The organism is Citreicoccus inhibens (assembly GCF_019039035.1).
GTDB classification, from domain to species: Bacteria; Myxococcota; Myxococcia; order Myxococcales; family Myxococcaceae; genus Citreicoccus; species Citreicoccus inhibens.
The window spans coordinates 17,369-40,904 of sequence record NZ_JAHNZT010000029.1; the positions used below are offsets into that span (position 1 = coordinate 17,369).

21 protein-coding genes are annotated in these 23,536 nt (G+C 70.7%); 8 read left to right on the top strand and 13 right to left on the bottom strand.

What is annotated here, in order from left to right; genetic code table 11:
* Positions 1–8: 8 nt before the first annotated feature.
* From mraY to mraZ, 8 genes are read right to left on the bottom strand one after another with little or no spacing between them, the layout of a single operon-like run.
* Complete coding sequence (gene mraY / locus KRR26_RS26805) at positions 9–1,187, bottom strand: phospho-N-acetylmuramoyl-pentapeptide-transferase (RefSeq protein ID WP_120202487.1); 1,179 nt, start codon at positions 1,185–1,187, stop codon at positions 9–11.
* Positions 1,188–2,588, bottom strand: a complete 1,401-nt coding sequence (locus KRR26_RS26810; RefSeq protein ID WP_217081188.1) for a UDP-N-acetylmuramoyl-tripeptide--D-alanyl-D-alanine ligase — start codon at positions 2,586–2,588, stop codon at positions 1,188–1,190.
* A 36-nt stretch (positions 2,589–2,624) separates the two neighbouring features.
* Complete coding sequence (locus KRR26_RS26815; RefSeq protein ID WP_120202491.1) at positions 2,625–4,148, bottom strand: UDP-N-acetylmuramoyl-L-alanyl-D-glutamate--2,6-diaminopimelate ligase; 1,524 nt, start codon at positions 4,146–4,148, stop codon at positions 2,625–2,627.
* Positions 4,149–4,199: 51 nt separating this feature from the next.
* The gene (locus KRR26_RS26820) at positions 4,200–6,221 is read right to left on the bottom strand and encodes a penicillin-binding protein (protein ID WP_120202493.1); all 2,022 of its coding nucleotides are present in this window, start codon (positions 6,219–6,221) and stop codon (positions 4,200–4,202) included.
* Entirely contained in the window at positions 6,218–6,619 is a 402-nt protein-coding gene (ftsL, locus tag KRR26_RS26825; RefSeq protein ID WP_120202495.1) for a cell division protein FtsL, read from the bottom strand. Before ftsL ends, KRR26_RS26820 begins: the two co-directional genes overlap by 4 nt.
* A complete protein-coding gene (rsmH, locus tag KRR26_RS26830; RefSeq protein WP_120202498.1) occupies positions 6,616–7,521 on the bottom strand; it encodes a 16S rRNA (cytosine(1402)-N(4))-methyltransferase RsmH in 906 nt (301 codons plus the stop codon). Before rsmH ends, ftsL begins: the two co-directional genes overlap by 4 nt.
* Positions 7,522–7,534: 13 nt before the next feature.
* Positions 7,535–7,918 (bottom strand): STAS domain-containing protein, encoded by a 384-nt coding sequence (locus tag KRR26_RS26835; RefSeq protein ID WP_217081189.1) that lies wholly within the window; start codon positions 7,916–7,918, stop codon positions 7,535–7,537.
* A gap of 47 nt (positions 7,919–7,965) precedes the next feature.
* On the bottom strand, positions 7,966–8,418 hold the full coding sequence (gene mraZ / locus KRR26_RS26840; RefSeq protein WP_120202502.1) for a division/cell wall cluster transcriptional repressor MraZ: 453 nt from the start codon (positions 8,416–8,418) through the stop codon (positions 7,966–7,968).
* Between the two features lie 262 nt (positions 8,419–8,680).
* Between mraZ and KRR26_RS26845 the strand changes: the two genes are divergently transcribed.
* Complete coding sequence (locus tag KRR26_RS26845; RefSeq protein ID WP_217081190.1) at positions 8,681–9,388, top strand: PilZ domain-containing protein; 708 nt, start codon at positions 8,681–8,683, stop codon at positions 9,386–9,388.
* Positions 9,389–9,397: 9 nt separating this feature from the next.
* On the opposite strand, the gene KRR26_RS26850 is transcribed toward KRR26_RS26845, so the two are convergent.
* The 3 genes from KRR26_RS26850 to KRR26_RS26860 all read right to left on the bottom strand — a co-directional run bounded on the left by KRR26_RS26850 (position 9,398) and on the right by KRR26_RS26860 (position 13,167).
* Entirely contained in the window at positions 9,398–11,206 is a 1,809-nt protein-coding gene (locus KRR26_RS26850; RefSeq protein WP_217081191.1) for an acyl-CoA dehydrogenase family protein, read from the bottom strand.
* Positions 11,207–11,356: 150 nt separating this feature from the next.
* Entirely contained in the window at positions 11,357–12,193 is an 837-nt protein-coding gene (locus KRR26_RS26855) for a hypothetical protein (protein WP_236069228.1), read from the bottom strand.
* 77 nt (positions 12,194–12,270) lie between these two features.
* Positions 12,271–13,167 carry a phosphatase domain-containing protein gene (locus tag KRR26_RS26860; RefSeq protein WP_233576648.1) on the bottom strand — a complete coding sequence of 299 codons (897 nt, stop codon included), beginning with the start codon at positions 13,165–13,167 and terminating at the stop codon, positions 12,271–12,273.
* A 168-nt stretch (positions 13,168–13,335) separates the two neighbouring features.
* Between KRR26_RS26860 and KRR26_RS26865 the strand changes: the two genes are divergently transcribed.
* From KRR26_RS26865 to KRR26_RS26895, 7 genes are all read left to right on the top strand, one after another.
* The gene (locus KRR26_RS26865; RefSeq protein WP_328707220.1) at positions 13,336–15,537 is read left to right on the top strand and encodes a serine/threonine-protein kinase; all 2,202 of its coding nucleotides are present in this window, start codon (positions 13,336–13,338) and stop codon (positions 15,535–15,537) included.
* 93 nt (positions 15,538–15,630) lie between these two features.
* Positions 15,631–15,843, top strand: a complete 213-nt coding sequence (locus tag KRR26_RS26870) for a hypothetical protein (RefSeq protein ID WP_120202513.1) — start codon at positions 15,631–15,633, stop codon at positions 15,841–15,843.
* A 78-nt stretch (positions 15,844–15,921) separates the two neighbouring features.
* Positions 15,922–16,878, top strand: coding sequence for a CarD family transcriptional regulator (locus KRR26_RS26875; protein WP_217081193.1), 957 nt, complete (start codon positions 15,922–15,924; stop codon positions 16,876–16,878).
* 42 nt (positions 16,879–16,920) lie between these two features.
* Entirely contained in the window at positions 16,921–17,433 is a 513-nt protein-coding gene (locus tag KRR26_RS26880; protein ID WP_120202517.1) for a zinc metalloprotease, read from the top strand.
* Entirely contained in the window at positions 17,420–18,370 is a 951-nt protein-coding gene (locus tag KRR26_RS26885; protein ID WP_217081194.1) for a hypothetical protein, read from the top strand. The genes KRR26_RS26880 and KRR26_RS26885 overlap by 14 nt, the downstream gene beginning before the upstream one ends.
* A complete protein-coding gene (locus KRR26_RS26890; protein WP_217081195.1) occupies positions 18,367–20,214 on the top strand; it encodes an ArnT family glycosyltransferase in 1,848 nt (615 codons plus the stop codon). Before KRR26_RS26885 ends, KRR26_RS26890 begins: the two co-directional genes overlap by 4 nt.
* Before the next feature lie 43 nt (positions 20,215–20,257).
* A complete protein-coding gene (locus tag KRR26_RS26895) occupies positions 20,258–20,818 on the top strand; it encodes a hypothetical protein (RefSeq protein WP_217081196.1) in 561 nt (186 codons plus the stop codon).
* A gap of 21 nt (positions 20,819–20,839) precedes the next feature.
* Here KRR26_RS26895 and KRR26_RS26900 read toward each other — a convergent pair whose 3' ends face one another.
* Together KRR26_RS26900 and KRR26_RS26905 are read right to left on the bottom strand one after the other, a co-directional pair.
* Positions 20,840–22,024, bottom strand: a complete 1,185-nt coding sequence (locus KRR26_RS26900; protein ID WP_120202525.1) for an iron-containing alcohol dehydrogenase — start codon at positions 22,022–22,024, stop codon at positions 20,840–20,842.
* 11 nt (positions 22,025–22,035) lie between these two features.
* Positions 22,036–23,496 (bottom strand): glutamine synthetase family protein, encoded by a 1,461-nt coding sequence (locus KRR26_RS26905; RefSeq protein ID WP_120202527.1) that lies wholly within the window; start codon positions 23,494–23,496, stop codon positions 22,036–22,038.
* Positions 23,497–23,536: the final 40 nt, after the last annotated feature.

The window sequence follows — 23,536 nt, forward strand, 5'->3', positions numbered from 1 at the left end:
GCTCGCGCTCAGCGCAGCTTGAGGGACAGGAGCGCCACGCCGCCACAGAGGATGGCGACGATCCAGAAGCGGACGATGATCTTCGGCTCCGCCAGCCCCTTCAACTCGAAGTGGTGATGGACGGGCGCCATCTTGAAGACGCGCTTGCCCGTCATCTTGTACGAGGCCACCTGGATCATCACGCTCAGGGCCTCGGCGAAGAAGATGCCGTGGATGATGGCGGACACCACCTCGTTCTTCGACAGCACGGCCAGCCCGCCCAGCGCGCCACCCAGCGCGAGCGAGCCGATGTCGCCCATGAAGACCGAGGCCGGATACGTGTTGAACCACAGGAACGAGATGCCCGCGCCCACGATGCTCGCGCAGAACACGGCCAACTCCGCGCCGCCCGGCACCTGGAGGATGCCCAGGTACTTGTAGAGCGGCGTGGCGGTGAGTCGCGCCACCCCGTTCACCGTCTCGGTGTCCGCGATGTGCAGCGTGGTGCCCGCCACGTAGCAGAGCACGCAGAACGTCACGGCCGACACGATGGTGGGCACGATGGCCAGGCCGTCCAGGCCGTCCGTGAGGTTCACCGCGTTGGAGGTCCCCACCACCACCAGCCAGCCGAACAGGACGTAGAACCAGCCCAGGTCCGGGTTGAACCAGTGCGACGGGATGAACGGCAGCGTCAGCCGCGTGTCGATGAGCAGCGTGGGCCCGAACGAGCCATCCGCCTTCGTCCACGTGCACAAGAGCCCGAAGACGGCCACCAGGTAGAAGAACGTCTGGAGGACCATCTTCTTGCGGCCCGCCAGGCCCTTCGAGTTGCGTTTGGACAGCTTGAGCCAGTCATCCAGGAAGCCGATGAAGCCGTAGCCAAACGTCAAGAGCAGCATCACCCAGACGGCGCGGCTCTTGAGGTCCGCGAACAGCAGCATCCCGGCCGCGATGCACACCAGGATGAGCGCGCCGCCCATGGTGGGCGTGCCCTTCTTCTTCTGGTGCGAGTCCGGCGTGTCCTCGCGCACGTTGCTCTGCCCGTGCTGCGTCAGCCGCAACCGCGCGATGACCCGAGGCCCGATGAGCATGCCGAGCAGGAGCGCGAACACCCCCGCAGCGATGATGCGGAACGTCGGATAGCGCAGGAAGTTGAGGATGCGCCCCGCTTCCGTGTTCTGGATGGCCTCGTACAGGAAATACAGCACTTAGTGGCTCCCTCCAGGAGCGGCCGTGCCCGTCAGGGCGGCCACCACCCGCTCCAGCCGCATGCCGCGGCTGGCCTTCACCAGCACCACGTCGCCCGAGCGCAGCCGGGGCTTCAACCACGCCACCAGCGGCTCGACCTCCGTGAAGTGCGCCGCGGCCTCACCCAGGCCCGCGGACTCGAACCCTCGCGAGGAGCGCGGCCCGAAGAACGCGGCGAGCGACACCTGCCGCCCCGCCTGCGCGCCCAGCTTCGCGTGCTCCTCCAACTCCCCGGGGCCCAGCTCCAGCATGTCCCCGAGCACCACCACCTGCCGGCCACCCGCGGGCACCAGCGTGGCCAGCGTCGCCAGCGCGGCCTCCATGGATGCGGGGTTGGCGTTGTAGCAATCATCCACCACCACCACGCCGCCCTGCCCGTCCAACACATTCAAGCGCCGCGAGTAGGGCCGCGCCTGCTCCAGGCCGCGCGCGCACTCCTCCGGCGTGTACCCCAGGGCCAGCGCCACCGCGAAGGCCGCCGTGGCGTTCTGCGCGTTGTGCGGACCCACGAAGTGCAGCCGCACCCGCCAGTCCACGCCCGCGTGCCGCACCGTGGCCACCATGCCGTCGCGCCCGAGCGTCTCCACGGCCACGAGCCGCACGTCCGCGCCCTCGGCCCGCCCGAACGTCAGCCGCTTCGCCGGTGAGCCCGCGGCCTGCGCGGCCACCAGCGCGTCATCCAGGTTCACCACCGCCGTCGCGCGCGACGACAGCTCGCGGAACAGCTCGCCCTCGGCCTCCGCCACGCCCTGGAGGCTGCCCAGCCCCTCGAGGTGCTCGGGCTGCACCACGGTGATGGCGCCCGCGTCCGGCCGCACCACGCGGGTGAGCCGCTCAATCTCACCGGGCCGGTTCATCCCGACCTCGATGACGGCCGCCACGTGCCGAGGCTCGAGGCGGAAGAGCGTCAGCGGGACGCCCACCTCGTTGTTGAAGTTGCCCTCGGTCTTCAGCGCGGGGCCGCGCACGGCGAGGATGGCGCCCACCATCTCCTTGGTGGTCGTCTTGCCGTTGCTGCCCCCCACCGCCGCCACCGGGATGCCAAAGCGCATCCGGTGGTGGCGCCCCAGGCCGCCGAGCGCGGCCAGGGTGTCCTCGACTTCAAACAGCGCGAAGCCCTCGGGCAGGACTGGAAGCCGCTGCCCGCGCTTCACCACCGCGCCCGCCGCGCCGCCGCGCGCCGCTGCGTCCACGAAGTCATGGGCGTCGAACCGCTCGCCCTGGAGCGCCACGAAGAGGCACCCCGGGGTGAGCGTCCGCGTATCCGTGGAGACCGCGGAGAAGCCGGTGGGGACCGGCTCGCCGCGCCGGGTGGCCCCGGTCGCCTGAACCACCTCGTCGTCGGAGAATCGAGCGGCCATAACGGTGTGCGAGCGCGGCGACGGGTGGGCTTGGGCTCAGCCTGGCGTGCGGCTCGCCAGCGCCTTGGCCGCCACTTCGCGGTCATCGAAGGTGTGCTTCTGGGCGCCGATGACCTGGTGCACCTCGTGGCCCTTGCCCGCGATGAGGACCACGTCGTCCTCCTTCGCCAGGTTGACGGCCTGCTCGATGGCCGCGCGCCGGTCCGCGTCCACCAGGTAGCCCTTCTCGCCGCTCTTCGCCTTGCCCACGGAGATGCGGCGCAGGCCGCCCTTCTCCAGGCCCGGCGTCACCTGCGCGATGATCTCCTCGGGCTCCTCGGTGCGCGGGTTGTCGCTGGTCACCACGGCCAGGTCCGCGCCCTCGGCGGCCACCGCGCCCATCAGCGGACGCTTGCCCTTGTCGCGGTCTCCGCCGCAGCCGAACACCACGATGACGCGGCCCTTGGCCAGCGCGCGCGACGCCTCGATGGAGCGCTTGAGCGCGTCATCCGTGTGGGCGTAGTCCACCAGGACCGCGGGCCCCGGCCCGGGGCCGTAGTTTTCCACGCGCTCCATGCGGCCATCCACGCGCGACATGCGCTCGATGCCGTCCTGCACGTCGCGGCGCGAGAAGCCCGCGCCCAGGCCGATGCCCGCCGCCAGGAGGATGTTCTCCAGGTTGTGGGGCCCGAGCAGCTTGCTCTTCACGGGGATGTCACCCGCGGGCGTCTTGAGCGTGGCCTTGATGCCCTGGAGCGTGAACGTCGCGTCCGTGGCGGAGACCTCGCCAGCGCCCAGGCGGCTGAACTTCCACGCCATGCGCTTCTGGCCGCGCAGCTCGTTGTAGACGCGGCTGGCGTAGGTGTCGTCGCCGTTCACCACGGCCACGCCGGTGGCGGACAGGTTCTCGGCGAACAGCTTCCGCTTCGCCTGGAAGTAGTCCTCCATGTCCTTGTGGTAGTCGAGGTGGTCGCGGCTCAGGTTGCTGAAGCCGGCGGCCTTGAACGTGAGGCCGTGCACCCGCTCCTGCGCGAGCGCGTGGCTGGAGACCTCCATCACCACCGTCTCCACGCCCGCGTCCACCATCTCCCGGAAGATCCGGTGCAGCTCAAGCGGATCCGGCGTGGTGTTCGGGCTCTCCACCGTCTTGCCGCCGAACTTGTACCCCAGCGTGCCAATCACGCCCGTGGACGCGTAGGCCGCCGTGCTCATGGCCTCGAGCAGGTACGTGGTCGTCGTCTTTCCGTTCGTTCCCGTCACCGCGAGCAGCGTGAGCTTGTCCGCGGGGCGTCCGTAGAAATTGGCGGCGATGAGCGCCAGCGCCTTGCGCGCGCTGCCAACCTTGAAGAAAGGCACCTGGGACGCGGGCACTGGCTTCTCGGAGACCACGGCCACGGCGCCGCGCGACACGGCCTCCCCAATGAACTGGGCACCGTCTTCCCTGGTCCCCGGCACGGCGACGAAGAGGTCCCCCGGCTTCACGCGCCGCGAGTCCTGCGTCACACCGGTGACGTCAACCGCGGAACGGCCGCCCGAGGTCTGCTCGGCTCCACACCCTGCGAGGACATCCGTCAGCTTCATCTCTTCCCCTTCACACGTATTGCAAGCGCGGGGCCTGGAGCGGGCGCGGCCTTATTGCCGCGTGGCGAGCTCCAGCGTCACCCGGGCCCCCTTCTCCACCATTGAGCCGGCGGCGGGGGTTTGAGACACCACACGTCCACTGCCCAGTACCTGTGGCTCCAGAGCCGCGGCCAACAACTGCACCACCGCGTCACGGCCCGCCTGTCCCTGGACGTCTGGCACACGCACCGTGCCAGGCTCCGGGGTCTCGGTCACCGCTTCCGCCAGGGCCGCCTTGATGGGGGCTGCCTTGGCCGATGCCTTGGACGCCGGGGGGGGCGCCAGGGGAACGGCCGCCGCGACTCCCTCTGGTGGTGCCACCGTGCGAGACGGGGGCACGGCCAGGTGGGCCATGGCGGCGGTTGCGATTTCCTTGAAGGCGGGGGCAGCCACGAGCCCCCCGTATACGTCCGTCTTCGGTTCGTCCACTACGACGAGAATCACGGCACGCGGTGCCTCGGCCGGCACCACGCCGACAAAGGAGGCGATCCGCTTGTCCGAGTACCCCCGCGCCACCGGGTCCGCCTTCTGGGCGGTGCCCGTCTTGCCCGCCACGCGGTACTCCGCCATGGCGGCCCGAGGCGCGGTTCCTCCCTTGGTCACGACGCTCTCGAGCATGCCCACCACCTGCCGGGCCGTCTTCGCGGAGACCACCCGCCGCAGCTCCGTGGGCTGGTTCTCCAGCAAGACTACCCCGTCCGGGTCCACCACTTTGGAGACGAGATAGGGACGCATGAGCACGCCATCGTTGGCCAGTGCACCATAGCCGGCCGCCACCTGGACTGCGGTGGCCGTCATGCCCTGCCCGAAAGATTGGGTGGCCAGGGCCACGTCCGCCTTGGGGAAGGGAATCACGCCCCGGCCCTCACCCGGCAGCGCCAGGCCGGTGCGCTCGGCGAAGCCAAACGCGTGGTAGGCCGCCACCAGCCGCTCGCGGCCCAGCACGTTGGCCACCTTCGCGGTGCCGATGTTCGAGGACACCTGGAGGATGCCCTCGATGTTCATGTTCCCGTGGGGGTGCGTATCGTTGATGGTGTGCCGGCCCACCGGCCACGCGCCGTTCTCGCAGAAGAACGTCGAGTCGGCGGTGATGAGCTTCTGGTCCAGCGCCGCCGCCATGACGAACGACTTCATGGTGGAGCCGGGCTCGAAGGTGTCCAGCGCGGCGCGGTTGCGGATGGCGCCGCGGTCGCCCCCCTCGGGGGCGTTGGGGTTGAAGCGGGGGTTGTTGGCCAGGGCCAAGAGCTCGCCGGTGCGCGGGTCCAACACCACCGCCGTCCCGGCCACCGCGCGCGACTCCTCCACCGCCTTGGCCAGCGCCTTCTCGGCCACGTACTGAAGGTGCCGGTCGAGCGTGAGCGTCACCGAGGCGCCCTGCCGCTCGAGCGGATCCAACGCGCCCTGCACCAACAGCTTGCGCCCCTTGGCGTCACGGAAGCCGGACAGGCGCGAGTTCTGTCCCGACAGCTCGTCCTCGAAGGCCAGCTCCAGGCCCTCCAGGCCGTGGCCGTCGGTGCCCACCAGCCCCACCACATGCGCGGCCAGCTCTCGCTGGGGATAGAAGCGCTTGGGCTCCTTGGTGAAGCCCAGGCCCGGAAGCCCCAGCTCCTTGATGGCGTCCACGTCCTGGGGCTTGGCCTGCCGCTTCACCCACGCGAAGCGCTTGGCCCGCGTCAGCCGGCCGAACAGCTCGTCCGCGTCCACCTTCAGCACGCGGGCCATGGCGCGCGAGGCGGCGCGCACGTCCGGCAGGAGCGAGGGGTCCACCCAGATGGAGTCCACCTCCACGCTCTGGGCCAGGGGCGTGCCGCGCCGGTCGAAGATGTCACCTCGGCGGGCGGGAATCTCAATCTGACGGACGTACTGGTCCTGCGCGAGTCCGCGCAGCTTCTCCTGCTCGAAGACCTGGAGGAAGACCGCGCGCGCGAAGGCCGTTCCCAAGAGCGTCAGGAACAGCCCGAACAGCAGCTGGACCCGCAGCTTGAGCCATTTCGCGTTGGGCTCGGGAGCCCTGGCGGCCTTGAAATCCCTCACCGCGCCGTCCCCCGCTCCGCCACCCGAGTCGAGGGCGCGGCGGTGCGCGCCTCCACCCGAGTCGCCGACGCCGGGGCCCGGCGCGAGTCCGCGCCCAGAGACACCACCGCGCCGCCCGCGGGCATGGCCATGCCCAGCTGCTCACGCGCCACGCGCTCCAGCCGCACCGGCCCCTTGAGGGTGGCCAGCTCCAGCTTCAGGCGGTCGTTCTCCCGCGCGAGGGCACGGCTCTCGCCCTCCTCCTGGGACAGCCGGTAACCCATGTCCACCACCAGCACGCGGCTGGTGACGTGGAGGATGCCCACCGCGGCGAACAGCGCGAAGAGGAACACGGCGGGCAACAGGTGCAGCAGCACGCCCGTCAGGGACACGGAGCCACGCGGGGACGTCTTGCTCATCGAATCTTCTCCACGCCGCGAAGGTGCGCGCTGCGAGACCGGGGGTTGGCCTCGATTTCCTGCTCGGACGCCGCCACGGCCTTCTTCGTGAGCAGCGCGAAGTCTCCCACGCCCCCGCAGGCGCACACCGGCAGCCCCGGGGGACAGGTGCACTGGCCCGCCAGCGACCGGAAGGCTTCCTTCACCTTGCGGTCCTCCAGCGAGTGGAACGAGATGACGGCGGCGCGCCCACCCACCTTCAGCAACTTGGGCAGCGCGGCGAGCAGCGCGTCCAGCGCCTCCAGCTCACCGTTGACGGCCATGCGCAGCGCCTGGAACGTCCGGGTGGCCACGTGGATGCGGGTGGGCCACGCCTTGCGCGGCACCGCGCGCTTGACGACCTCGGCGGCCTCCAGCGTGCGCGTGGGCAGCGCGCGCTTGAGCTCCCGCGCGATGGGCCGGGCAAAGGGCTCCTCGCCCAGGTCCTTGAGGAGGAAGGCCAGGTCGCGCTCGTCCGTGCTCGCGATGAGCTCCGCCGCGGTGGGACCGTCCGGCCCCATGCGCATGTCCAGCGGGCCGTCCTTGGAGAACGAGAAGCCGCGCTCGGCCACGTCGAGCTGCGGTGAGGACACGCCCAGGTCCACCAGCACGCCATCCACCGGCAGCAGGTCCGCCGCCACGCGCAGCAGATCCCCGAAGTTCCCCTGGCGCGCCTGGAAGCGGGTGCTCGCGCCCACGCGCTGGGTGGCCGCGGCCAGGGCGACCGGGTCCCGGTCGACGCCCACCACGGTCGCACCCGCGGCGAGGAGCGCCTCCGAGTGGCCTCCGCCCCCCAGGGTGCCGTCGAGGATCACCTTCCCCGCTCCCGGCTGCAGCAGCGACACCGTCTCCTGGAGGAGCACGGTCTGATGCTGGAAGTCCAAAGGCTCGCGCAAGTCAGACGAAGGGGGCGCGCGACAGCGTGAAGGCCGCCCGAGCGTCGTTCATGTGCGGATACATCTCGAAGGAGTCGTGCGCGCCGGCCGCGCGGAAGATGGCGGCCAGGTACGGCGACAGCGCGGACAGCTTGAGGTCCCCTCCGGAGCGGCGGAACGCCTCGGCGCGCGCCATCAGCGGCTTCACGCCGCGGTAGTTCAGGTGCGACACCTCATGGAAGTCCAGGACGATCTGCCGCGTGCCGCGGTTCAGCTTGCGGCCCAGGTCCTCGCACAGCTCGGTCAGCTCCTGCTCGCCCAGCTCGCCCTCCAGCATCAGCGTCTCCACCCGCTCGGTTCCCAACGCCGCCACCGCGCCTCGCCGCACCTCCAGAACCTGGTTCATACGCGTGCCACCCTCCCGGGACTTCCGGCTCCTGTCGACTTTCCGACCTACTGCTGGCGCAGCTCGGCGAGCACGCGCATCACGTCCGCGGAGGTGGCTTCCTGGCGCGCCGCTTCCTGCGCCTTCGCCCAGCCCTCGCGGCTCCACAGCTCAATCACCTTCACCATCCCCGCCCACACCACGTCCTTCTCCAGCCCCGCGTAGGTGCGCAGCGACGGCGGGATGAGCAGCCGCCCCAACCGATCCAGGGGGCACTCCTGCGCGCTGGCCACGTACAGGCGCATCAGCGTTTTGACCCCAGGTTCCATGGGGTTGCGCTTCGCCAGGGACGCCTCGAGGGCCTCCCACTCCCGCACCGGGTAGGCATGAAGGCAGGGGTCCAGCGCGGTCGTGAGGATGAGCCGCTCGTCGTAGGCGCCGACCAGCGTCTCCCGGAGCTTCGCCGGGAGGCTCGTCCGCCCCTTCGCGTCGACCTGATGCTCATAGACGCCTCGGAACACGCGGGACGATCCACCTTTTCAACCCGCCACGGGAAACTGCGCCACTCCTTCCCACCCCTTACCACCCAACGCCGGCATTCATACGCGGCCCCTCCAGGGGGGTCAAGAAACCGCAACAGGTTGAAACAGCGGGGGGCCGGCAAAGGGCCGTGCTCCGGGGCACCTCACCTGGCGCGTCACCCGGCTGGCGCGGTGCGGTGGCCTACCCTTGAAGCTGGGGTGAACTTGATTCTTTCCACGCCCCGCCCGAGAGTCGGACAGCGTGACGACGAACGTTCGACTGAAGGTGGCCTACAAGACGCCGCAGTCACTGGTGGGCGAATACACCCGGAGCATGAGCCGGGGGGGCGTCACGCTGGAGACGCGCCGCGGGCTGCCCCTGGGCACCCTCTTCACCTTCGAGATGCACGTGGGAGGCGTCCCCCGCCCCGTGGAGGTGTTGGGCGAGGTGGTCCAGGTGGAGCGGATGGGAGACAGCCGCTTCCGCCTCACCGTGCGCTACGACGCGGGCCATGAGCGAGGCGGCCTGGACGCGGTGCTCCAGCACATCTTCGCCCAGGAGGACGCCACGGGATTGCGGCGCTTCCCGCGCCTGCCCCTCCACGTGCGCGCCCTGGATGATCGGCCCCAGTCCCCCGGCTTCGTCGTGCGGGACATCTCGCGCGGCGGCGTGGGCCTGGAGGTGGAGGCCCCGGCACTGCCGCGCATGGTGCAGATTGGCGCGCCCTTCCTCCTGGAGCTGGAGATGCGCGAGGGACCGCTGATGCTGCACGGTGAGGTCGTCTGGACCTCCACCGTGCCTCGGCAGGGCTCGGACGCGGTGACGCCCGGCTTCGGCGCCACGTTCGGCCGGCTGCGCCCGGAGATGCTCGCGCGCCTGGAGGCGCTGATGGCGCTGGAGGCCCTGCCACCCGCGCCCTGGCAGGCGCGGGTCAGCTTTGGCCTGGACGCCGTGTCGCGGATGCCCTGAGCGGGCCCGTCACGCGGCGCTGTATGGATAGCCGCCCGCGACCTCCAGGGCCGCGACGACCGTCTCGCGCAGCTCGGCGGGGTCATACGGGCTGAAGGCGTCCAGCGTGGCCAACCGCTTCAGCTCCGCCTGGAGCGCCTCTCCCTTCAAGATGGAGCACAGCGCGCGGCGGGTGCGCTCGAAGGCGCGCGTCGTGGACTCCTGCGCGTACAGCCGCACCAGCGCCACCCGCGTGGGGTCCAGCGCGCCGTCACCGGCGACCTGCCGCGTGCGCGTCACCATCGAGTCCAGCGCGAAGGCATCCATCACCACGTCCGCCAGGAGCGCCATGACCTCCTGGTGGCGATCCAACTCGGTGCCGAACGCCTCTGTCGCCAGGCGCATGCCGTGGAGCGCGAGCTGCTTGGCGCACTCGGCGGCCACCTCCTCGGCGGCGAGCGCATCCTGCTTGCGCGCCCGAGGTCGCTCTGCGCGAGACAAGGCATCCGCCACGGACCGCGCCAGCGCGAACAGCGGCAGGTCTCCCTTCACCGCGCGCTTGAGGAGCATGCCGGTGATGAGCATGCGGTTGATCTCATTGGTGCCCTCGAAGATGCGGTTGATGCGCGCGTCGCGATAGGCCCGCTCGACAGGGTACTCCTCGATGTAGCCGGCACCGCCGTGAATCTGCACCGCGTCGTCCACCAGCACGCCGAGCGCCTCCGAGCCGAACACCTTCATGATGGAGGCCTCGGTGACGTACTCCTCGATGGCCGCGATGAGGTGCGCGTCGTAGTCCGGCGCCGAGCGTTCCTTCGAGGCGAGCCGGCCATCCACCAGGCCCGCCGTGCGGTACGTCATCGTCTCCAGCGCGTAGACGAGCGAGGCCATGCGCGCGAGCTTCTCGCGGATGAGCGGGAAGCGAACGATGGGCGTCTTGAACTGCTGGCGCTCCTGCGCGAACTTGAGCGCGTTCTCCAGTTGCAGCTTCATGCCGCCGATGACGCCCGCGCCCAGCTTGAGCCGGCCGTAGTTGAGGATGTTGAAGGCGATCTTGTGGCCCTTGCCCAGCTCGCCCAGGAGGTTCTCGGCGGGCACGCGCGCGTCCTCGAAGTACAGCGGGCACGTGGAGGAGCCACGGATGCCCATCTTGTGCTCCTCGGGGCCCACGCTGAAGCCCGGGGTGCCGCGCTCCACGATGAACCCGGTGAACTTGTCGCCGTCCACCTGCGCGAAGACGACGAACACGTCCGCGAAGGCCGCGTTGGTGATGTAGAGCTTGGAGCCGTTGAGCACGTAGTGCTGTCCGTCCGCGGAGCGCACCGCCTTCGTCTTCGCCGCGCGCGCGTCGCTGCCACTGCCCTGCTCCGTCAGCGCGTACGCCGCCACCCACTCGCCCGAGGCCAGCTTGGGCAGGTACTTCGCCTTCTGCGCCGCGTTGCCGAACCAGACGATGGGCAGCGTGCCGATGCCCGTGTGCGCGCCGAACGTCACCGACCACGAGCCCAGGAGCGCCATGGCCTCGGCCAGGAGCAGCGACGTCGTCTTGTCGAGGCCCGTGCCGCCATGGGCCTCCGAGATGTCCACGCTCAGGAGTCCCAATTCGCCCGCGCGGCGCAGCAAGTCTCGCAGGAGCGCGTTGTCCTTCGCCTCGATGCGCTCCGCCTGCGTCAGCACTTGCTCGCGGCAGAACTGCAGGGCCGTCTTGAAGAACAGGCGCTGCTCGTCGGTGAAGGACTCGGGCGTGACGAAGGGCGTGGCCCCCACCTCCTGAGCGAGGAACATTCCCCCGGCCAGAGCTGCCTGGGAACGGTCAGCGGACTCGACGACAGCAACCATGGATGACTCCTCCGAGCGAGGCATCGCGCGCAACGCCCCGGGAGGCAATGTACGGCGGGGCACGTTCGTGGGGTAGTCAGCACGGACGCCCAACCCGGCAACCCGCTGCGAGCAGGCGAGGGAGACCCCGCTGCACGCGAGCGCTCGGGACTAACCTCCGTCCGCGCGCCGGGGCGGCGTGGGGTAGACGAGGCAGAGCGACTCGAAGGTGGGCTCGCCTCGCGCGACATAGTCCGCGCTGAGGGCCCTCGCGGCCTGCGCCACTTCGGTGCCGAAGGAGGGCACCAGGCACAGCTCCTCCGTGGTCGTGAACCGCCCCTTCAACAGGCGCAGCCCGCGGCGCAGCGTGGCGAGGTCCTGACGCCCGCCGCGCACCGGCACCGAAGGTCCATTGGCGTCCGGCCCCGGGAGCTTGCCCACGCTCGTGGCGAGTTCGAAGCCGTCCGCGCGCTGGATGATGCGCGGCCTTCCGGGCGCGACATCATCCAACCAGGCCCGGAAGCCCTCCTCATCGCGCAGCGTGAGGGGGTATGCCGCCGGCGCATCCGGGTGTTGCAGCCACACCTCGGCCGCGTGCGTCCTCAGCACCGCGAACAGCTCGGAGACCTGCGCCAGGAACGTGTCCGCGTCCGGAACGATGAGCACCTCGCGCCCGTCGATCCGCGCGCCGAGTCGCGCGGCGTCCTGGGGGCGAGCTGGCACGAAGTCCTCTCCCGCCACGCGCGCACCATCGCCGTGGAGCACCACCGTCACGGCGTCCTGGGGCAGCGGCTCACCGAACACGGGCGCGGGCGCGAGTTCGAGCAGGGCATCCTCCGCGCGCCCCGCGTCCGAGCCATGCGCGGAGCCACTCGCCAGCGATGGCAGCGGGGCCGGAGCCAACGAGCGCAGCGGCTCCACGGGCGTGTCCTCACGACAGCCCGCGCCCAGGAGGAGAACCAGCCCCATGGCGGCCACCGCGCCTGGGAGCCCGCTCGCGGCGGTCATGGTGCGGTGTCCATCACCTGGGCCAAGCCCCGGACGGCTCGCGCCTCGGCGCCACGGAGCACGCCCACGAAGGACCGTCACGGCGCCTCCTTCGCAACGGGCAGCGAGGCCGCGACACATCCAGGGCTCGCGAGTCCGGCCTTCGCCGCGTGCTCGGCCGCGGTGCGCGGCGCCTGGAACAGCACCATGTCCGCGAAGCGCTTCGGGTCCTCGGAGTGGCCGGCGTCGCGGATGTAGATGGCCTTCACGCGCCCCGGGAACTCGTCGCGGATCTCCCGGTACACCTCCGGATCCTTCTCACCCGAGTCCCCCACCAGCACCACGGGCTGCGGGAACTGGCGCAGCAGCCGCCGGATGATGGGCTGCTTGTAGCCCGACCACGTCCCCGGCCCCAGGTCGCGCAGGTACACCCCGAACCCCGACGGGAAGCCGTTGCGCGCCAGGAACATTCGCACCCGCGACAGGTACTGAATGGGCGAGCCGCTCACGAGCGCGAACGCCGGCGCGGCGCCCGCTCGCAGACAGCCATAGAAGGCCGCCATCCCAGGCACCGCCTCCTGCGTGTGGCCGTCCCGCAGCAGCGCGGAGGTCAACAGGCTCCGTGCACTCGTCACGCCCGTCACCGCCACCGTGTCGTCGAAGTCCGAGACCACCAGGAAGGGCACGTCGTCCGCGACCACCTCCACCCGCGCGCGCGCCCGAGCTCCCGCCACGCGCACCTCCGCCACGGATGGGCCGGACTCGAAGCGATGCCCCTCCCCAGGCCGGAGGTCCACCGAGAACGCGCCGTCGTCGCCGCTCGTCACGGAGGCCTTCACGCCCTGGAACTCCACCTCCACCGACGCGCCCTCCCAGTTCGGAGCCAGCAGACGCCGCAGGTTTCGCGACAGCGGCGAGCTGCCCGGACGTGGGGCGTCCTGCAGGACCCGGCCCGCCAGGGTGAGCCCCTCGGGACTCGCCAGGGCGGGCGCCACCCAGATGGCAGGACCCGCCAGGGCGGCCGGGGACGCCAACAACAACGCAACAGTCAAGTGTCGAATGGGTGTGCTCAGCGGAATTTTCCAACCATGGCGTCTAATAGGGTCCATGATAGCGTTCCTCGGTCTTCGTGCGGGCTGCCCAACGAAGGAGCCGAATCGAACGTGCCGCCGCCTCCCGCGGGCCAGCCATTCGGGAAGTACACGCTGCTCGATCGCATCGCGACGGGCGGCATGGCGGAGATCTTCCGCGCTCGGATGACCGCTGCCGCGGGCGTCACCAAGCCTGTCGTCATCAAGAAGATTCTCCCGGACTACGCGGGAAACACCGCTTTCGTCTCGATGTTCATCAACGAGGCGCACATCGCGGTGGGGCTGAGTCACGGCAACATCGCGCAAGTGTTCGACTTCGGCGAGGTGGGAGGGGAGTACTTCCTCGCCATGGAATGGGTGGATGGCCACCCCTTGTCGCGGGTCCTCCGCCGCGCGCGTGACAAGGGCCTGCGCGCCCTGCCCCAGCCGCTCGCGGTGCTGGTGGGCATCGAGATGCTGCGCGGTCTGTCCTACGCCCACACGCGCCTCGACGAAGGGGGCCGCCCGCTGCACATCATCCACCGCGACGTGAGCCCCCAGAACGTCCTGCTCAGCTACGAGGGGCAGGTGAAGCTGGTGGACTTCGGCATCGCCCGCGCGCGGCTGGCCGGGCACCACGAGGCCGAGGCCCGCGCCGCGCAGGGCAAGTACTTCTACTTCTCGCCCGAGCAGGCCCGCGGCGAGGCGCTGGATGCCCGCTCGGACGTGTTCGCCGCGGGCACCGTCCTGTACGAGCTGCTCTGCGGACGCCTTCCCTTCGAGGGGCCACGGGACCGGGTGCTCCAGCGCATCATCGACGGAGACTTCGCCCCACCCCGCGCGTTGGACCCCACCATCCCCGCCGCGCTGGAGCGCATCCTGCTGACGGCGATGGCCACCGAGCGCTCGCGCCGCTTCCCCACCGCGCAGGCGTTCGCCGAGTCCCTGGCGCGCTTCCTCCACCTCGCCGCGCCGGACGTGTCCTCCAGCGCGCTGGCGCATCTCATGGGCTACCTGTTCGAGCCCGACCTCGTCACCGAGGGGCGCCCGGTGCAGTTGCCGCGCGAGTTCCTCGCCGAGGTCTCTCGCTGGTCACGCCCCTCGGACAGCACGCCCGAGCCCGCGAGGCCAGTCCCCGCCGAACCGCTCCCCCCCGAGCCCCGAGGCGAACGCACCACCCAACCCATCCCCGAGCCCCCCGCCCCCGCGCCCCAACGGTTCCGCCTGCGCCGGAGCGCCGTGTGGCTCGCGCCCGTGGGCGTGGCGCTGATGGCCACCAGCCTGGGGCTGTTCCTGGGAGGCACGAACTCCTTCTCCGTGGAGCTGAGCTCCTCGCCGCCGGGGGCCATGCTGCGCGTCGATGGCCGGCCCATCTCGGACACCACGCCCGCGCTCGTCACCCACCTGGACTCGGACACGGAGCACCTGGTGGAGGTGACGCTGCCGGGCATGGTGCCATGGAGCCAGCGGCTGCACGCCGAGCGAGGCACGACCCTCGCCGTCCATGCCCGACTGCGGCGACGCACTCCGCCCGCGGCCTTGCCCGCTGCTTCTCGCGCGCAGGCACTGGAGGCCGCGTCCCACGAGGCGACCTTCACACCCTCGGCGTCGCCGTCGCTGTCCGCCGCGGCGCAGGTCCTGCTCATTCCGCCCTCGGCCGCCGCTCGCGTGCGGCTGGATCCATCGCGGACCTATGGCCTGCGCACCGAGGGCCGTGTGTCGCTGGGCGGCCCGGTCCCCACCGCGCAGGCCGCGTGGTTCGTCGAGGGCAGCACCGCCCTGCCCGCGCGGCGCACCTTTGGCGTGGTGGGCCCCGACGAAGAGGTCGAGGTCAGCCAGGCCGCCGTGCTCTACGTGTTCCTCCTGGACGGGCGCGTGGACGACAACCGCGGCGCCCTCCAGGTCCACGTGCGCGAGCAGGCCACCGGCGCCCTCACCACCCTCTTGCTGGACTCGCGTCGCAACACGGTGACGCCCCTGCCCTCCGAGCGCTTCACCCTGCGGGCGTTGGATCCGAACACCACCTACGAGGTCTTCGTGCGCCAGGGCGCCGAGCCCGCACGCACGCGCGGCCCCGGCAGCGAGCCAGTGAGCCAGGTGCTCGCGCTGCATGGCAACGGCGAGGATCCAGACTCGCTGGAGGTGCTGGAGGTCAACCACCCCACGCTGGTGCACGGCGCGCGGTGGCTGGAGCTCCTGTACCCAGACGACGCGGCGGACGACAACTCAGGCAGTCTCACGCTGCACGTGTCCGTACTGATGCCGCTCGCGGGGAAGCCGCCCGCGTCGCCATGAGCCACCGGGCGCTACAGCGGTGCAGCGACCTGTTGCCGAAAAGTTGATCCACCGAGCGCTCCCCCTACCCTGGGTCGCCACGGAGGACTCAACATGAAGAAGCTGATGGTGGTCGTCGTGTTCGCGGTGGTGGCGACGGCGGGGCTCTCGTCCCGCGTGGATGCGCGCCCCGAGCTGTCCGCGGCGAGCGAGGGTCCGACCGATGCCCAGGTCGAGGCGGCCTTGGACGCGCGGACGCACGAGGTGCTGGGCCGGCTGCTGGAGTCCCAGCGCGCCGGAGAACGGATGGCCACCCTCCCCCGGTAAACTCGTGGCGTCCGGCGTGGCTCAATGCTACGACCGGCGTCCGCGTCGGTTCTTCTCTCACTCGCCCTCGAGGGGGACATGCCTGAAGGGTCCGCTGCACTCCAGCTCGCGGTCGGCGACCGGGTCGTCTACCCGAACCAAGGGGTCTGTCGCGTCACCGCGATTGACGTCAAGGAAGTCGCTGGCCAGAAGCTCACGTTCGTCACCATGCGCCGCGAGGAGGACGGTGCGGTCGTCATGGTGCCCGAGGCCAAGGTCGTGGCCATCGGGGTCCGCAAGGTCGCGACCGCCGAGGACGTCGAGCGCATCTATGCGTTCCTGCGCTCCGACAGCGACAAGGCGGACCTGGACTGGAAGCAGCGCGCGCGCACCAACCTGGACCGGATGACCCAGGGCGGAATCCTCGGCCTGGCCGAGGTCGTCAAGGCGCTGCAGGTCCTGAGCGAGCTGCGCCCGCTGCCCACCAAGGAGCGTGAGCTGTACGACTCCGCCCGGCACCTGCTGGTCTCGGAGGTGGCCGCCGCGCTGGGCACCGCCGAGGTCAACGCCGAGGACTCCATCGACATCGTCCTGTTCCCGCCCGGCCGCGAGCGCCCCAAGCGCACCGCCGCCGAGTTCGCTCGCCCCGATGGCGAGGACGGCGACATGGACCTCGACGGCGACCTCATGGGCCTGGATGGCGGCGAGTTGGATCTGCCCTCCGAGGAGGAGGCCCCCGCCGAGCCCGAGGAGAACGCCGAGGGCGAAGGTGAAGGCGAGGAGTCCGAAGAGTCCGCCTCCGACGAGTCCGCTCCGAAGAAGCGCGGCCGTCCGCCCAAGGCCAAGCCCGCCGAGGGCGAGGCCCCGGCCGCTCCCAAGAAGCGCGGCCGTCCGCCCAAGCCCAAGCCCGAGGTCGTGTCCACCGAGCCGCCTCCGCCGCCGAAGAAGCGCGGCCGCCCGCCCAAGCCCAAGCCGCCAGAGAGCGAGACCGCCGCGCCCGCCGCTCCCAAGAAGCGCGGTCGCCCGCCCAAGGTGAAACCACCGGAGGGCGAGTGACGTGATGGCCTCCCCGCCCCTCCTCCGCCGAGGTGACGCCCCGTGATTCGCGTCGTGACGTTGGACCCCATCGACGACAAGCAGCTCGCCAAGTTCAACCGGACGCTCTACACGGCGTTCGGCGTGGGCAGCGAGCACAGCGGCAGCGCGGAGATTCCCGCGGGCATGTCCGAGCCGTTGGACGCGGAGAAGCTCGTGGACGCGGTGAAGGGCATCCGCGCCTACACGGACGACAAGGTCCTGCTGCTCACCACGCGCAAGCTCAAGGACCGCGAGCTGCCGAGCGGCACCGCGCCCACCGTGGGCTTCGCGCGCCAGGGCAAGGACCGCGCGGTGCTCAGCATCCACCCGCACAAGGACCTGGAGAGCGCTTACAAGGGCCTGGCCCGGCATGCGCTGCACCAGCTCGGCCACCTCTGGGAGCTGCACCACTGCCTGGACCCGCGGTGCTCGATGTACCCGCCCTGGACGCCGTCGTTCAGCCAGGGCGAGCCCATCTTCTGCACCTTCTGCCGGGAAAAGAGCGAGCAGAAGATTCGCCTTGCGAAGTCCTAGGCTGACGCGCGCGCTGCCCCTCGTGGAGCTGGGGGGCCTGCTTCTCGTCGCGCTCCTGTGCCTGCTCTTCCACCTCCGGCTGCCGGGCCGCCTTCCCTCGGAGGCGGACTACCGCGCGGTGGCGGAGCGACTGCGGGCCGAGGCCCGTCCCGGGGACGCCGTGCTGCTCTTCCCCTGGTGGGCCGAGCGCGCGCGCCTCTACCTCCCCCCCGAGATTCCCATCTACGGCTGGCTCGCCTCGGACAAGGCGGACCTCTCCGCGCACCCGCGCATCTGGGTGCTGGGCCAGCCGGAGCTTCCGCGCTCGGATGTCTCCGCGTTCGACGCCGCGTTCCTCCCGGGGCGCAAGGCGGCGGGCCCCGCCACGCACGCGGGCACGCTGACACTGGGGCTCTATGAGAACGGGCGGTATCGACCGCGCCGCTGGGTGGCCTCGGAGTCCTTCGCTCGGGCGCGCGTGTACCTGGAGCAGCAGGATGGCTCGCGCCGCGAGTGCCCGTTCGACGGCCGCGCGCACCGGTGTCCCGGCCCGCCGTATCTCTACGTCGCGCCGGAGTGGCACGAGATTCTCTACGAGCCGCGCCACTGCTTGTGGATGCACGCACCGGGCGGCCCCCAGCGGCTGGTGGCCGAGTTCGACGACGTGCCGGGCGGGCTCGGGCTGCGGCTCGAGGGGGGCATCATCTTCGAGTTCGCGCACTCGAAGGACCCTCGGCTGAGCACCGCGCACCTGGGCGTGGACGACGCCGCGAGCAACGCGCGCTTGCTGGAGGTCCCGGTTCCTCCCGGGCGTGAAGGCGTGCAGACCTCGGAGGTCATCCTCCCGCCCGGCCCGCCGCGCACGGTGAAGGTCTGGGTGCAGGCGGACAACGCGGACTCGCGGCAGGTGTGCCTGGACGTGATGGCGCTGGAGCCAACGGTGGGAGGCCGGGGATGACGGGCCGAGCGGCCACACGCGACGAGAAGCGCCTGGCGTGGGCCCTGTGGGCGCTGGCCTTCGTGGCGCTGTGCCTCACCGAGTCCGCGGTGGGCTTCACGCGCGACGAGAGCGTCTACTTCGCGGCGGCGGAGGGCTACGCGGGCTGGTTCCGGCTGCTCTTCCACGCGCCGACGCAGGCCCTCTCAGACGCGGCCATCGTGCGCGCGTGGGACTACAACCACGAGCACCCCGCGCTGATGAAGACGCTGTTCGGGCTGAGCCACCTGCTCTTCCACGACACGTTGGGCCTCGTGCGCGACGCGACCGCGTTCCGCCTCCCGGCCTTCGCGCTGGCGGCGATGATTCCCGCGCTGAGCTTCCTCTTGGGCAGCGCGCTGTATGGCCGCGCGGCGGGCCTGTTCGCGGCCCTCTCGTTCCTCCTGGTGCCGCGGCAGTACTTCAACGCCGAGCTGGCGTGCTTCGACATGCCGGTGGCCGCGATGTGGCTGCTCGTCGTGTACTGCTTCTGGCGCGCGATGGAGGACTCGCGCTGGGGCGTGGGCTGCGGCGTGGCCTTCGGGCTCGCGCTGGCCACCAAGCACAACGCGCTCTTCCTGCCCTTCGCGCTGGCGCCCTTCGCGCTGTGGCGCGCCTGGACGGAGAGCGCGTCCCAGCCCGAGGCCCGCGCGCGACTCTTCCGCTTCGTGGGCCTGTTCGCCGCGGTGGCCGGACTCTACGGCCTGCTCGTGGTGAGCCTGGGCGGGCTCGATGGCTTCCAGCGCAAGTTCTTCCTGCTCAGCCCCCACACGCTGCTGTTCGCCGGGATGGCGTCGGGCGGCGCGTGGCTCTTGAAGGACCTGGAGCCGGTGAGCCCTCGCGTGACGCGCGCGCTGGTGCCGCTCGCGGCGATGGCGGTGTTCGGGCCCGTCATCTTCTACCTGCACTGGCCCTATCTCTGGCACCAGCCGGTGGAGCGCACCGCGTGGTACCTGGCCTTCCACGCCACGCACAATCACTACGCCTGGTTCTATCTGGGCACGCTCATGCGCGCGCCGCCCTTCCCGCTCACCTATGTCGTGGTGAAGACGGCGCTGACGGTGCCCACCAGCCTCTTCGCGCCCATGGTGACGGGGCTCGCCGCGCTCGCCGGCCGGAGCGTGCTGGCCCTGTCGCCGCGCGCACGGGAATGGGTTCGCATCCCGACTCCCGCCGAGGGACTCGTGGGCGTCAACGCGGTGCTGTCCATCCTCGTCATCAGCCACCCCGAGGTGCCGCACTTCGGTGGCGTGAAGCACTGGCTCCCCTCGATGCCCTTCCTGGGCATCCTCGCGGGCGCGGCCGTGGTGCGCGGCTGCGATGCGCTGTGGGAACACGTGAAGGAGCGCCGCCCCACCGTGCCTCGCGTGGCGGTGCTGGTGCCCGTGTTCGCGCTCCTGCTCGCGCCCGCGCTGTGGGCGCTGACGCGCGTGTTCCCCTATGGGACGGCGTACTACTCGGAGCTGGCGGGAGGGCTGCCCGGCGCGGCCACCCTGGGCATGCAGCGCCAGTTCTGGTCCAGCCACGTGACGGGCGTGCTGCCGTGGATCAACGCCCACGCGAAGCCCGGTGCGCGCATCTTCCTGCACGAGGTGAATGGCTTCTCGTTCCGCGACTATCAGCGCAACGGGATGCTGCGCGAGGACCTGCGCGCGGTGGGCGCCCCCTCCGAGGCGGACATCGTCGCGTATCAGTACCATCAGGAGTTTCGCGAGCACGAGTTCCTCACGTGGGAGGCCTTCGGCACGCGCACGCCCGTGACGGGGCTGTACGTGGACGAGACGCCGCAGGTCGTCGTCTACCAGCGACCCGAGGAGCGCGAGTAGGCTCGCGACCAGCGCCCGCGACCACTCGGGCCAGGAGGAACACATGATGCGCTGGACGTGCGCGCTGGCGCTGGCCGCGCTGGCCACGGGCTGCAACAACAACAAGCCACCGGAGCGCTCGGCGCGAGCCCAGGTCCGCGCCGTCCAGGGCGCGCAGGTGGAGGTGCTCCCCGCGGAGGGACAGCTTCCCTACTGCCTGCTGTACTCCATGTCCGAGAAGGGCGTCATCCGCCAGCTCACCATGACGCGCGAGAATCAGTCCGTGCGCTGCGAGGCGAACAAGCCCATCGGGCACACACGCTTCCGCATCCCGGTGCAGGAGGGGAAGGTCCGCCTCTTCGTCTTCTTCACGGATGACCGCATCCCCGCCGGCCCGGTGGCGCAGCAGCTCTTCGACCTGCGCAACCAGGACCGCATCAGCGCCATGGACCTGCGGCTGCCGGGCAAGGTCTTCGTGGAGACGCTGGAGTTCACGCCGCACGACGGCGGCGAAGCGGGCCCGTCTCCCGGCTCGGGCAGCGTGGTGCTGTCCGACGGCGGCACCTCGTTCAACGCCGACGCGGGCGCGGACTCCGTCCTCCCCGTCGAGCCCGAGGAGGACTGAGCCACTGGAGCGCGCGAGGGCTCAGTACGCCTCGCGCGCCAGGGCGAGCAGGTCCGCCTCGGTGACCTTGCGCGGGTTGCCCTGGTGCGAGGCGTCCTGGAACGCCTTCGTCGCGATGAGCGGCAGGTCCGCCTCGCGCACGCCCGCGTCGCGCAGGCGCGAGGGCAACCCCACCGCGGCGTTGAGCTGCCGCACGCGCTCGACGGCGTTGCCCGCGAGCACCTCCTCGCGGGCCTGGGTGGTGTCCCCCAACGCCACCGCCACGCGCGCCAGCCGCGCCGTGCACACCGCGCGGTTGAACTCCATCACCACCGGCAGACAGATGGCGTTCGCCAGCCCGTGCGGCACGCCGGAGATGGGCGTGAGCGCGTGGGCCAGCGCGTGACAAGCCCCCAAGCCCTTCTGGAAGGCCATGGCGCCCTCCATCGCCGCCACCATCATGTCCGTGCGCGCGGCGAGGTCCTCGCCCTCGCGCACCGCGGTGACGAGCGAGCGCCCCACGCGGGTCATCCCGTCCACGGCCACCGCGTCCGCCAAGGGATGGAAGCCCTGCGCCACGTAGGCCTCCACGCAGTGCGTGAGCGCGTCCATGCCCGTGGCGGCGGTGATGGCGGGAGGCAGCCCCAGCGTCAGCTCAGGGTCCACCACGGCCGCTCGCGGCAACAGGTGCGGACTGAAGATGACCGTCTTTCGGCCGGTGTCCTTCAGCGTCACCACGCCCGAGCGCCCCACCTCCGAGCCCGTCCCCGCCGTGGTGGGGATGGCGATGAGCGGGGGCACGTCCTCGCGGATGAACTGGTCGCCGCCCGTCGCGTCGTCATAGCGGCTGAGCGGAGGCTCATGCGTGGTGAGCAACTGCACCAGCTTGCCCGCATCCAGCGCGCTGCCGCCCCCAAGCGCGATGATTCCATCGCAGCCCTGCTGGCGATACGCCTCCAGCCCCGCGAAGACATCGGCCTCGGTGGGGTTGGGCTCCACACGGTCGAAGACCGCGCACGTCACGCCCGCGGTCTTCATCGTCTCCAGCACACGCGAGACGAGCCCCGCCTTCACCACGCCCGCGTCCGTCACCACCAACGGACGCTTCATCCTCAGCCGAGCCACCTGCGCGGGCAGGCGCTGGAGGGCACCGGCACCGAAGACGATGCGCGTGGGCCACGCCATCTCCGTCACGCGAGGCTCGGGGGGAATGTCGAACGGCTTCATGGCATCTCCTGTCAGATGAGTTCCAGGTAGCGCTCCAGCTCCCACGTGGTGACGGCGCGCTCGTACTGGCGCACCTCCCAGTCGCGGGTGCGGACGAAGTGGTCCACGAAGGCATCGCCCAACAGCTCGCGCGCGTGCTCGCTCTCCTTGAGCAGCGTGACGGCGTCCTTCAGCGTGCGCGGCAACGGCCTGGCGTGCCGAGCGGAGTACGCATTGGCCAGCACGGGCGCGGGCGGCTCCACCTCGTTCTCGATGCCCCACAAGCCCGCGGCCAGGCTCACCGCCATGCCGACGTAGGCGTTCATGTCCGCGCCGAGCTGGCGGTACTCCAGGCGCATGGACTTCGGGCTGTCACCGATGACGCGGATGGCGCAGGTGCGGTTCTCCACGCCCCAGGTGGCTGTGGTGGGCGCCCACGTGTTCTCCACGCTGCGCTTGTAGCTGTTGATGGTGGGCCAGTAGAGCGCGGTCAGCTCCGGCATCAGGGCGATCTGCCCACCGATGTAGTGCCGCATCCGCGCGCTCATCCCCTGCGGCGCATCGGGGTCATGGAAGAGGTTCTCATCTCCCTTGAGGTTCCACAGGGACTGGTGCACGTGCCCTGAGCAGCCCGGCAGCTTGGGGTTCACCTTGGCCATGAAGCACGCGGTGAGCCCGTGGCGCGCGCAGATCTCCTTCACCACCGTCTTGAACAGCGCCGCCTTGTCCGCCGCCTTCTCCAGGTCGTCGTAGCGGATGGCCGCCTCGAAGACGCCGGGGCCCGTCTCGGTGTGGAAGCCCTCGATGTCCAGGCCGAACGCGTTGCACCCATCGATGAGCGCGTGCACCAGCGGCGCGTTGAGCGACGTGCGCAGCCACGAGTAGCCGAACATCCCCGGCGTGAGCGGAGACAGGGATTGAAAGCCCTTCTCACGCAGGCTGTGAGGCTGCTCCTTGAAGATGAAGAACTCGTACTCGGCGCCGAACCTCGGCAGGAAGCCCTGCTGTCGCGCGCGCGCGGCCACCTTCTGCAAGAGCTGACGCGGACTGGCCTCGAAGGGCGAGCCATCCGGGTTCACGAAGTCGAGCAGGAAGGCCGCGGTGTCCGGCTCCCACGGGATGATGCGCGCGGTGGACACGTCCACCCGAGCCTTCGCATCCGGGTAGCCCGTGTGCCAGCCCGTCACCTCGGTGTTGTCCAGCAACTCGTCTCCCAGGTCCCAGCCGAAGACGACGTCACAGAAGCCCAGGCCGCCCTTGGCCGCGCTGAAGAACTTGTCGAGCGAGACGTACTTGCCGCGCCAGACACCATCCAGGTCGATGGCGCCCAGCTTCACCTTGCGCACGCCCTTCGCGTCCATCCAGCGATGCAGGGTGTCCGAGCCACCCTCGCGCGTGGGGGCACCGCGAGCAGCGTCGCCCCGCTCCTTCGTCCGCGCGCGCCGGGCCAGCGTCGGATGCGTGAGGAGCTTCGCCTTGGGTCGCGTCGACATGGGGCCATCCCTTTCGCAATCGGTGCTACCGCACGGAAAC

What these genes read in the sequence shown, in the direction of transcription:
- KRR26_RS26810 (WP_217081188.1), bottom strand. Translation starts at nt 2,588, where the DNA reads ATGGCCGCTCGATTCTCCGACGACGAGGTGGTTCAGGCGACCGGGGCC.
- KRR26_RS26815 (WP_120202491.1), bottom strand. Translation starts at nt 4,148, where the DNA reads ATGAAGCTGACGGATGTCCTCGCAGGGTGTGGAGCCGAGCAGACCTCG.
- ftsL (WP_120202495.1), bottom strand. Translation starts at nt 6,619, where the DNA reads ATGAGCAAGACGTCCCCGCGTGGCTCCGTGTCCCTGACGGGCGTGCTG.
- KRR26_RS26835 (WP_217081189.1), bottom strand. Translation starts at nt 7,918, where the DNA reads ATGAACCAGGTTCTGGAGGTGCGGCGAGGCGCGGTGGCGGCGTTGGGA.
- KRR26_RS26850 (WP_217081191.1), bottom strand. Translation starts at nt 11,206, where the DNA reads ATGGTTGCTGTCGTCGAGTCCGCTGACCGTTCCCAGGCAGCTCTGGCC.
- KRR26_RS26855 (WP_236069228.1), bottom strand. Translation starts at nt 12,193, where the DNA reads ATGACCGCCGCGAGCGGGCTCCCAGGCGCGGTGGCCGCCATGGGGCTG.
- KRR26_RS26870 (WP_120202513.1), top strand. Translation starts at nt 15,631, where the DNA reads ATGAAGAAGCTGATGGTGGTCGTCGTGTTCGCGGTGGTGGCGACGGCG.
- KRR26_RS26875 (WP_217081193.1), top strand. Translation starts at nt 15,922, where the DNA reads ATGCCTGAAGGGTCCGCTGCACTCCAGCTCGCGGTCGGCGACCGGGTC.
- KRR26_RS26890 (WP_217081195.1), top strand. Translation starts at nt 18,367, where the DNA reads ATGACGGGCCGAGCGGCCACACGCGACGAGAAGCGCCTGGCGTGGGCC.
- KRR26_RS26895 (WP_217081196.1), top strand. Translation starts at nt 20,258, where the DNA reads ATGATGCGCTGGACGTGCGCGCTGGCGCTGGCCGCGCTGGCCACGGGC.
- KRR26_RS26900 (WP_120202525.1), bottom strand. Translation starts at nt 22,024, where the DNA reads ATGAAGCCGTTCGACATTCCCCCCGAGCCTCGCGTGACGGAGATGGCG.
- KRR26_RS26905 (WP_120202527.1), bottom strand. Translation starts at nt 23,496, where the DNA reads ATGTCGACGCGACCCAAGGCGAAGCTCCTCACGCATCCGACGCTGGCC.